The organism is Pseudonocardia sp. D17 (assembly GCF_036984265.1).
Lineage (GTDB): Bacteria > Actinomycetota > Actinomycetes > Mycobacteriales > Pseudonocardiaceae > Pseudonocardia > Pseudonocardia benzenivorans.
On sequence record NZ_BPRG01000047.1, the window covers coordinates 105,558 to 115,454 of the forward strand.

Genomic DNA, 9,897 nt, shown 5'->3' on the forward strand with positions numbered 1-9,897 from the left:
GCGTTCGGGCCGACCGGGGGCAAACCCGAACGCCGAGCGTCCCGCGCGGAACGGAGCCCCTGTGAGTGGACGGCACCGGCGTCGAGGTCGGGCCCGACGAGCCCGTCAGCCTCGTCCGGTACCTGCGGGAGCGGGCCGCGACGTGGGACGCGGTCGTCGCCCGCCACGGCCTGCGGCCGTTGACACTGGCCGAGTTCGTCGGCAGCGCCGACCACCACGCCGACTTCAGCTTCGCCCACGGTGCTCCGGCGGGACCGCGCGCGTTCACGAGCACGGTGAAACTCCGCCAGGCGGGGTTCGGCGAGGCGATGCACACCGAGGACAGCTTCCGCGACGCGTTCCGGGCGATGATCGACCGCGGACTCCTGCCCCCCGCCGCCGCCTGACACCGGCCGGCGCCCGCGGGGGTGCCGGCGTCGTCAGCCGCCGTCGGTGTCGCGATGGAAGTCCTCGATGTGCCGGCGGACGGCGGTCTCGGCGTCGTCGGCCCGGCCCTCGCGGACGGCGCGCAGGATCGCCCGGTGCTCGGCGCGCAACCGGTCGGCGAGCGTGGGCCAGTCGGCGGCGCGGGCGGCACCCTGCCCGATGTACGCGCGCACCGCCCCGCGGATCCCGGCCAGCACCGCGGCGTGCAGGACGTTGCCCGACATCTCCGCGAGCACGACGTGGAAGGCGCCGTCGAGGTCGAGGAACGTCGCGACGTCGACGCCCGGCGCGTCCATGGCGTCGAGCAGGGTCGTGGCCCGGTCGAGGCCGTCGGCGGCGGGTCGGGCCGCGGCGCTGCGCACGGCCGCCCCTTCGACGAGCAACCGCAGGTCGACGACGTCGCCGACCGGGACGTGGTCGGTCGCGACGTGCAGCCGCAGCGCGGCGCCGAGTCCCGCCGCCGGGTCGGCGACGACGGTCGCGCCCGCCTCCGGCCCCGAGCCCGTGGCGGTCCGGATGACGCCGAGCGCCTCGAGGATCTTGATCGCCTCCCGCACCGAAGGCCGCGACACCCCGAGGCGCTCGGCGAGCGCCCGCTCCCCGGGCAGCCGGTCGCCGAGGCGGATCCGCCCGGCGGCGAGGTCGTCCTCGATGTGGGCGAGGACGACCTGGTGGGTACGCATGCGGCCCAGCCTATCCGGTGTGGTCTGACCACACGCGCTACGCTGGCCGCCGACCGCGTCCCGGAGGTCGCCCACCATGAAGATCGCGCTGTTCGTCACCTGCCTGTCCGACGCCCTGTTCCCCGAGGTCGGCAAGGCCGTCGTGCGCCTGCTCGAACGGCTCGGCCACGAGGTCGCGTTCCCTGCCGAGCAGACCTGCTGCGGCCAGATGCACGTCAACACCGGCTACCGGCGGGAGGCGCTCGGGCTGGTGCGCCACCACGTCGAGACGTTCGAGCCCTACGACGCGATCGTCGCGCCCTCGGGCTCGTGCGTCGGCTCGGTGCGCCACCAGCACGCCGACGTCGCCCGCGCCGGCGGTGACGGCGCGCTCGCCGCCCGCGCCGAGGCGGTCGCCGCCCGGACGTACGAGCTGTCGGAGCTGCTCGTCGACGTGCTGCACGTCGAGGACGTCGGCGCCTACTACCCGCACCGCGTCACCTACCACCCGACCTGCCACTCGCTGCGGATGCTGCACGTCGGCGACCGGCCGCTGCGGCTGCTGCGCAACGTCCGCGGCATGACGCTGCTGGAGCTGCCGGGGGCCGACCAGTGCTGCGGGTTCGGCGGGACGTTCGCGGTGAAGAACGCCGACACCTCGACGGCGATGCTGGCCGACAAGATGTCTCACGTCCTCTCGACGGGCGCGGAGGCGGTCAGCGCGGGTGACAGCTCGTGCCTGATGCACATCGGCGGCGGTCTGTCGCGGCTGCGCACCGGCACCCGCACGGTGCACCTCGCCGAGATCCTGGCGAGCGTCGAATGAGCACGGACCTGGGACTCCCCCGGTTCGCCCCGCGCGGGGTCGGGCACCTGCGCGGCGAGCGGAGCTTCCCCGCCGCCGCCCGCGACGCCCTCGCCGACTCCCAGCTGCGGCGCAACCTCGGGCACGCGACGTCGACGATCCGCGCGAAGCGCGCCGCGGTCGTGGCCGAGCGCGCCGACTGGGAGGAGCTGCGCGCCGCGGGCGAGGCGATCAAGGCCGCGACGATGGCCCGGCTCGACGAGCACCTCGAACGGCTCGAGGCCGAGGTCACCCGCCGCGGCGGAGCCGTCCACTGGGCCCGCGACGCCGAGGAGGCCAACGCGATCGTCACCCGGCTCGTCGCGGCGACGGGCAGCCGCGAGGTCGTCAAGGTCAAGTCGATGGCGACGCAGGAGATCGGGCTCAACGAGGCGCTGGCGGCCGCGGGCGTCGACACCCAGGAGACCGACCTCGCGGAGCTGATCGTCCAGCTGGGCGGCGACCTGCCGTCGCACATCCTGGTGCCGGCCATCCACCGCAACCGCGCCGAGATCCGCGAGATCTTCCTGCGCGAGATGCCGGGCGTCGACCCCGCGCTCACCGACGAACCCCGCCGCCTCGCCATGGCCGCCCGCTCCTACCTGCGGGAACGTTTCCTGCGCGCCGAGGTCGCGATCTCCGGGGCCAACTTCGGCGTCGCGGAGACCGGGTCGCTGCTCGTCGTCGAGTCCGAGGGCAACGGCCGCATGTGCCTCACGCTGCCCCGCACCCTGATCACGGTGATGGGCATCGAGAAGGTCGTGCCGAGCTGGGCCGACCTGGAGGTGTTCCTGCAACTGCTGCCCCGCAGCTCCACCGGCGAGCGGATGAACCCCTACACCTCGGTGTGGACGGGTGTCACCCCCGGCGACGGGCCGGCCGAGGTCCATCTCGTCCTGCTCGACAACGGCCGCACCGCCACCCTCGCCGACGACGTCGGCCGGGCCGCGCTGCACTGCATCAAGTGCTCGGCGTGCCTCAACGTCTGCCCGGTCTACGAGCGCACCGGCGGGCACGCCTACGGCTCGGTGTACCCGGGGCCGATCGGCGCCGTGCTGTCGCCGCAGCTCACGGGCGTGGAGGACAACGCGTCGCTGCCGTTCGCGTCGTCGCTGTGCGGGGCCTGCTACGAGGTCTGCCCCGTCCGCATCGACATCCCGTCGCTGCTCGTGCGGCTGCGCGCCCAGCACGTCGAGGCCCGCCGGGAGGCGTCGCGGGTGCCGAGCGCGGAGGCCGTCGCGATGGCCGCGGCCGCATGGACCATGGCCGACCCGCGCCGGTTCGCCGCGGCGGAGAAGGCGTCGCGGCTGGGGCGGGTGTTCGGGCGGCGGTCGGGACAGCTGACGACGCTGCCACCGCCGCTGTCGGCCTGGACCGCGGGCCGCGACGCCCCGAGGCCACCCGCTGAGACGTTCCGCGAGTGGTGGGCGAGGGAACGCGGATGAACGCGCGCAACGAGATCCTCGGCCGGATCCGGGCGGCGAACACAGCGGCGCAGGCGCGGGAGACGCCGGTCCCCCGCGACTACGAGCGCCGCAGCCCGCACGCCCCCGGCAGCCCGGAGCTGCTCGACCTGCTCACCGACCGGCTCGTCGACTACAGGGCCACCGTCGTCCGGGTCCCCTCCGACGGCGTCGACGACGCGCTCGCGCAGGCCGTCGCCGGGTACCGACCGGTGCTCCTGCCACCCGACGCGCCCTGGGAGCTCGACGGCACCCGCGACTCCCCCGGGTTCGGCCCGCGCGACCTCGACGGCTTCGCCGCCGTCGTCACCGGGTGCGCGGTGGCGTGCGCGGAGACCGGGACCATCGCCCTCGACGGCGGCCCGGCACAGGGCCGCCGCGCGATCACCCTCGTGCCCGACGTCCACGTGTGCGTGGTCCGCGCCGACCAGGTCGTCGGCTCGGTGCCGGAGCTGGTCGCCGCGCTCTCGCCGGCCCGCCCGATCACCCTGGTCAGCGGCCCGTCGGCGACCTCGGACATCGAGCTGCAGCGCGTCGAGGGCGTGCACGGCCCCCGCACCCTCGTCGTCGTCCTCACCGAACCCCCGTGAGCACCCGACGCGAACGAACGGCCCGGTCGCGCAACTGAGTTGCGCGACCGGGCCGTTCGTTCCCGCGGGAGGGCACCGCTACGGTGCTGCGCATGGCACGTCGGCACGACCACGACGCGGGTGGCGACCCGGAGGTGTTGGCGGCCAAGGCCGCGCTGCGCGACGAGGTGTGGTCGTCGCTGACCGACGCCGGGGTCGCCCGCTTCCCCGGGGCGCGCAACCGCATCTCCAACTTCGTCGGCGCCGAGGCCGCCGCGCAGCGCCTGCGCGAGCTGCCGGAGTGGGCCGCCGCGCAGCGGGTGAAGTCCAACCCCGACTCCGCGCAGCTCCCGGTCCGGCAGCGGGCGCTGGAGGACGGCAAGACCGTCTACATGGCCGTGCCGCGGCTGGCCGAGGAGGACCCCTTCTTCCTGCTCGACCCCGACCACCTCGCCGACCCGCCGCGGCGCGCCGTCTCCATCAAGAACGCGATGCGCTCGGCCCGCCGCGTCGCCGTCGCCGACCTGGAGCCGGTGGACCTCGTGGTCACCGGGTGCGTGGCCGTCGGCGAGGACGGCGCCCGGCTGGGCAAGGGCGGCGGGTTCGCCGACCTGGAGTTCGCGCTGGCGAGCGCCGCGGGACTGATCGGGCCGGACACGGTCGTCGTGACGACGGTGCACGAGCTGCAGGTCCGCCCGGCCGGTGCGATCCCGACGACCTCGCACGACGCGCCCGTCGACCTGATCGTCACCGCGGACCGGGTGATCGACTGCCGGCGGCACCGGCACGACCGCCCGACCGGTCACATCGACTGGGACGCGCTCACCGAGGAGAAGATCGCGGCGATCCCGCTGCTTGCGGCGCTGCGAACGAGGTCGTGAGTGGCGATAGTCGCCATAGCGACTGCCGTAGCGACCATCGCCGCTCACAGGAGATGACATGCCCGAGATCGTGCTCGTCCGTGGCGACATCACCGAGGCCGAGGTCGACGCCGTCGTCAACGCGGCGAACTCGTCACTGCTGGGCGGGGGCGGTGTCGACGGCGCCATCCACCGCCGCGGCGGGCCCGCGATCCTCGCCGAGTGCCGCCAGTTGCGGGCCACCCGGTATCCCGACGGGCTGCCGACGGGGCAGGCCGTCGCCACCACCGCCGGGAACCTGCCGGCCCGCTGGGTGATCCACACCGTCGGACCGGTGTACGCGAAGCGGCGGAGCCGCCGGCACCTGCTGGAGTCGTGCTACCGGGAGTCGCTGCGGGTCGCCGACGAGCTGGGCGCGGCCACGGTCGCGTTCCCCGCGGTGTCGGCGGGTATCTACGGCTGGCCGCTCGACGACGCCGCCCTCGCCGCGGTGGAGACGGTGCGCGCCACCGAGTCCGCGGTGCGCGAGGCCCGGTTCGTGCTGTTCTCCGACGACGTGCTGGCGGCGTTCCGGGCCGCCGTCGGCTGACTACGAGCGTCCTCAGCGCAGGTCGCGCAGATCGTCGGCCTCGGCCAGCAGCTCACGGCCGAGCCACTCCTGGGCCAGCCGCTCGCCCGCCCCGAGCAGCTCCGCCACGGGCTCGTGCAGCACCGGCGGCAGCCATGCGGTGAGCTCGGCGACGTCGCCGACGGGCAGGCTCCCCGGCTGGGGCACACCCTCGTCGAGCAACCAGGTGTAGAGCGTCGACGCCCGCAGCGGCGCCAACCCGAGCGTCTCCGCGGTCTCGGCGCCGCGCCGGGCGATCTCCAGCCCGCCGACGTCGAGGTCGCCGAAGTACGACAGCTCGCCCGGGTGGCCGGGCCCGTCGGCCAGGGCGGTGAGGACCGTCGACAGCTGGTTGCCCATCCCCCACACCACGCGGCCGACCGCGCCGTCGGCGGGCAGCGCGTCGGCCAGCGACTCCCAGGTCGCGACGTTCTCGACGAGGAGCGTGATCCTGCCGTCCCCGACGGTGCGCGTGATGGGCTCCCAGCGGGCGCGGCGGATGCCGAGCAGCTCGGGGGTGAGCCGGCCGGGCCGGAAGAGCCGGCCACGCCGCAGCGCGTCGAGGGCCTGCTCGTCACCGGTCAGCCGCAGCGACCGCTCCTGCACCGCGACGACGTCGCGCGGGCCGCCGTCGGCGAGCAGCCGCTGGACGCCGTCGAGCAGGGCACGTTCGGCATCGGACGGGTCCTCGTCGCGCAGGAACGCCGGCACCCAGCGCAGCTGCGCGTGCCAGGCGGTCGCGGTGGCCGGTCGCACGTCCGGCGGGTCGAGCACGAGACCGGGCCGGCCGACCCGGGTGACGAACCGCGGCAACGCCGGGCGCGGCAGCGCGTCCCAGCCGGTGCCGCCGACCCGCGGCAGCCGGACGACGCCCGCACCGGCGAGCTCGTCGCACAGCTCGCGCAGCCGGGCGCGGCCGTCCGGCGCACCCGCGAGGCTCAGGTCGGCCTCGTGGGCGGCGCCACGCAGGACCTCGATCCCGATGCGGCCGGTGCGCGACGCGGCCACGACGTCGGCGAGCCTGGCGGCGAGCGGCGACAGCTCCGGGGACTCGTCCTCCTCGACGGTGGTCATGCGGCCCTCATCCCAGCGGCAGCGTGAGGACCGGGTCCTCCCGCCAGATCCGGGTGGTGTCGACGACGCCGGCCGGGTCGTCGCCCGCGAGGATGCGCTCCTCCTGCCGCACGTACTGCCGCCCCCGGCCCGCGACGTTGCGCATCCGGATGATGTTCGGGAAACGGCCGACGGCCTTCAGGTCGCCGACACCGGTCAGGAAGATCAGCTGCACGCCGTTGGCGGCGGCGACCTTGCGTTGCAGGTCGAGGAACACGACGTAGTTGGCCTTGCCGAGCGGGTTGTCCAACGGCAGGGCGCCCAGCCCCGGCACGTCGCGGCCACGGCTGGTGGCCCGCAGTTTGGCGACCATGCAGAACAGCAGCAGCGAGATCGTCACCTTCTCCCCGCCCGACCACTTGCGCATCCGCTCCACCGACACCCGCTCGATCGCGAACGTCGTCGACGGCTTGAGGACCCGCGCCTTCCAGTTCCCGTCGCCGACGACGGCGTCGGTGGCCTGCCACAGCAGCTCCAACCCCCGCGGCACCTCCGCGCCGCGGGCGGTGAGCGCGTCGACCAGCCGGGAGCAACGGTCGCGCACGACGGCGTCGGCGGTCTCGACGGTCGAGCGCGGCCCCACCTCCAGGAACCGCTGCCCGGCCCACTCCCCCAACGACTCCGGCAGCTCGGACAGCGCCTGCGCGCGGGCGAGCGAGCGCAGCGCCTGGCGCACCATGCCGGTCATCGCGGTGACGACGACGCCCTTGTGCTCCTCCAGCTCGGCGAGCCTTTCGCGCAGGTTGGCGGCGTAGACCGCGAGCGATCCGGCGAGCTCGTCGGCGACGGGTCCGAGTTCGCCCGCGACGTCGTCGACCCGGAAGCGGTCGCGGACGTCGGACTTCACCCCGGCGAACCGGTCGGCGCCCGCCCACCGGGCGATCCGGTGCGCGACGGCCTCGACGTCGCGCGCGGCGCGGCGGGCGACGGCGACCGCGCCGTCGAGCCGGCCCCGGGCGGCCGTGACGGCGGCATGGGCGTCGTCGAGGGAGCCGACGTCCCCGGGGCCGGGGTCGATGCCGGGGCCGGGGCCGGTGCCGGGGTCGACGCCCAGCAGCTCCAGCAGGTGCCCGAGACCGGTCGCGCGTTCGCGGGCGGCGGCGCGGCGGGCGTCGGCGTCGCGGGCGGCGGACCCGGCGGCCGCGTGCAGGGCGACGAGCTCACCCGCCTCGGTGGCGGCCCGAGCGGCCGCGGCGAGCGCGTCGGCGCGGGCGGCGTCGAGCGCGTCCGGGTCGTCACACGCGGCCTGCTCCGCCGGCTCCACCTGCATCTGCGCCGCCGGTTCGGCGAGCCCGGCCAGCTCGGCCTTCGCCTCCCGCAGCTCCGCGCGCAGCTCGCCGATCGACGTCGCGAGCGCGGCGGCGGCGGACTCCGCCCGGACGATCGCCGCCGCGCGGGTGCCCGCGTCGGTGCCGTCGGGACCGTCGAGCAGTGCCTCGGCACGCTGCCGCACGACCTCCGGCAGGTCCGCGACCCGGGCCGCCGGGTCGGCCAGCGCGCGCGTCGCCTCCTGCAGCGACGCCGCGAGGGCGGACTCCGACACCTCGCGCCGGTAGGCCTGGTCGGCGCTCTCCCAGGCCCGGCGGGCCTCGTCGAGCGCGACCGGCTCCCCCTCCGACCCGGCGCCCGGCCCAGGGTCGGATCCGGCGTCGGATCCGGGGTCGGACAGCCCGGCGCGCAGCTCCCGCTGCTCGCCGAGGCTGCGACGCAACACATCGGCCTGCCCGGTGGCCGCGGCGGCCGCGGTCCGGGCGGCGTCCTCGGCCGCGACGGCGGCGTCGAGCGACGCGTCCAGGTCCGCGATCTCCGCGGGCAGCGCCGCCGCCTCCGCCCTCCGGTCGGCGGCCTCGCGCACCCGCGGCAGCAGCTGCGTGAGCGTCGCGATCGCGGCGGCGGCGTCGCGCCGGCGGCGTTCGAGATCGCCGCGCCGGGCGTCGGCGTCGGCCTCGCGGTCCCCGACGGAGGCCAGGTCAGAGGCGATCCGGGCGAGGTCGGCGTCGGCGGCCGCGACGGCGTCCCGCGCGGCCTGCACCTCGGCGTCGAGGGCCTCGAGCGTGCCGGGCGGGCAGTCCGCGCGCAGCCGTTCGAGCCGGCGACGCCGGTCGGCGTCGGCGTCGCGGGCGGCGACGAGCTCGGCGTCCGCGGCCGACCGGGCGGCGCGGGCCGACTCGCGTTCGTCGATCTCGGCGCCCGCGCCCGCGCGGTCGGTCAGGGCCCTGGCCGGGTCGACGAGGTGCCCGGTCGCGGGACCGTGGGCGGCGTCGAGGTCGCCGGTGGTGGCCAGCACGACCGGCGACGTCGGGCGCAGCGCGGCACCGTCGAGCACCGAGCGGGCGGCCGGCAGGTCGGCCGGGTCGTGGACGAGCACGCCGCCCGCGAGGGCGGGCGCGGCCCGCATCAGCTCGGCGCGCCGGCCCGCGGGCACGGAGTCGGCCAGGTAGCGCCATCCCGTGGTCGCCGGGATGCCGGCCCGGTCGAGGACGTCGAGCGCACGGACGACGTCGAGCGTGGGCGGGAGCAGCCGGTCGGCCCCCAGCGCGGCGAGCGCACGCTCGTCCTCGGCGTCGGCGACGGCGAGCTCGACGCGACCGCGTTCGGCCCGGGCGACGGCGGCGGTGAGCAGCGCGACGAGGTCGCCCGCCTCGGCGACCGGGTCGACGTCGGTGCCGCCGGCGAGACCCCGGAGCCGGTCGTCGGACGCGAGGTCGGCGACGCGTCCGCGCAGCTCCACGGCCCGGTCGCCGGCCGCCTCCGCGGCGCGCTCGGCGGTCCGCCGCTGTGCGGTGAGGGTCTCGGCCGCGGCGGCCAGCTCGGCCCGGCGCTCGCGCAGCGTGGCGCGCTCGGCGGCGAGCCGGTCGAGCTCGTCGGCCGCCTCGGCGTCGACGGCCTCGTGCCGGGCGAGGGCGTCCTCCACCGCGGCCGCGTCGACGCTCCCTCCCGCGGCGACCGTCACCCCGGCGCCGAGATCCCCGGACCCGGACCCGGACCCGGCGAGGAGACTCCGGGCGGCGGCGAGATCGGCGTCGAGCCCGGCGAGGGCGTCGGTGAGGGCGGCGAGCCGCCCGGTCAGCGTGCCCCGGCGCTGCGACGCCTCCTGCCACGCCGTCCGCGCGGCGCGTTCGGCCGCACCGGCGTCGCAGGCCTCCGCGTCGAGCGCCGCGACCCGCGCCGCGACGGCGGCGATGCTCGCGTCGAGGGCGCGGGCGTAGCCGGCGGCCGTCGCGTCGCGCCGGGCGCGCAGGGGCTCGGCCTCGGCCGTCGCAGCCGCGAGCTGCTCCTCCAGCGAGCGGACCCGCCGGCGGGCCTGCCGCGCCGCGTCGACGGTCGCGACCGCGTGCCAGCCCGCGACGAGG

Annotated in this window: 9 protein-coding genes; 6 read left to right on the forward strand and 3 right to left on the reverse strand. The window is 76.7% G+C overall.

Annotated elements, in window-relative coordinates; translation table 11 throughout:
* Window positions 1-65 precede the first annotated feature (65 nt).
* The gene (locus PSD17_RS09785) at window positions 66-386 is read left to right on the forward strand and encodes a hypothetical protein (protein WP_339122432.1); all 321 of its coding nucleotides are present in this window, start codon (window positions 66-68) and stop codon (window positions 384-386) included.
* 33 nt (window positions 387-419) lie between these two features.
* On the opposite strand, the gene PSD17_RS09790 is transcribed toward PSD17_RS09785, so the two are convergent.
* Window positions 420-1,109 carry a FadR/GntR family transcriptional regulator gene (locus tag PSD17_RS09790; RefSeq protein WP_013676110.1) on the reverse strand — a complete coding sequence of 230 codons (690 nt, stop codon included), beginning with the start codon at window positions 1,107-1,109 and terminating at the stop codon, window positions 420-422.
* Window positions 1,110-1,185: 76 nt separating this feature from the next.
* Here PSD17_RS09790 and PSD17_RS09795 point away from each other — a divergent pair, with 76 nt between their 5' ends.
* From PSD17_RS09795 to PSD17_RS09815, 5 genes are all read left to right on the forward strand, one after another.
* Entirely contained in the window at window positions 1,186-1,914 is a 729-nt protein-coding gene (locus PSD17_RS09795; RefSeq protein WP_013676111.1) for a (Fe-S)-binding protein, read from the forward strand.
* The gene (locus PSD17_RS09800) at window positions 1,911-3,377 is read left to right on the forward strand and encodes a LutB/LldF family L-lactate oxidation iron-sulfur protein (protein ID WP_339122433.1); all 1,467 of its coding nucleotides are present in this window, start codon (window positions 1,911-1,913) and stop codon (window positions 3,375-3,377) included. Before PSD17_RS09795 ends, PSD17_RS09800 begins: the two co-directional genes overlap by 4 nt.
* The gene (locus PSD17_RS09805; protein ID WP_339122434.1) at window positions 3,374-3,985 is read left to right on the forward strand and encodes a LutC/YkgG family protein; all 612 of its coding nucleotides are present in this window, start codon (window positions 3,374-3,376) and stop codon (window positions 3,983-3,985) included. Before PSD17_RS09800 ends, PSD17_RS09805 begins: the two co-directional genes overlap by 4 nt.
* A 92-nt stretch (window positions 3,986-4,077) precedes the next feature.
* The gene (locus tag PSD17_RS09810) at window positions 4,078-4,845 is read left to right on the forward strand and encodes a 5-formyltetrahydrofolate cyclo-ligase (RefSeq protein ID WP_049803457.1); all 768 of its coding nucleotides are present in this window, start codon (window positions 4,078-4,080) and stop codon (window positions 4,843-4,845) included.
* Window positions 4,846-4,903: 58 nt separating this feature from the next.
* Window positions 4,904-5,413 (forward strand): O-acetyl-ADP-ribose deacetylase, encoded by a 510-nt coding sequence (locus PSD17_RS09815; RefSeq protein WP_013676114.1) that lies wholly within the window; start codon window positions 4,904-4,906, stop codon window positions 5,411-5,413.
* A 12-nt stretch (window positions 5,414-5,425) separates the two neighbouring features.
* On the opposite strand, the gene PSD17_RS09820 is transcribed toward PSD17_RS09815, so the two are convergent.
* A complete protein-coding gene (locus PSD17_RS09820) occupies window positions 5,426-6,505 on the reverse strand; it encodes a hypothetical protein (RefSeq protein ID WP_339122435.1) in 1,080 nt (359 codons plus the stop codon).
* A gap of 7 nt (window positions 6,506-6,512) precedes the next feature.
* On the reverse strand, window positions 6,513-9,897 hold a 3,385-nt coding region (locus PSD17_RS09825), incomplete at its 5' end, for a hypothetical protein (RefSeq protein ID WP_339122436.1).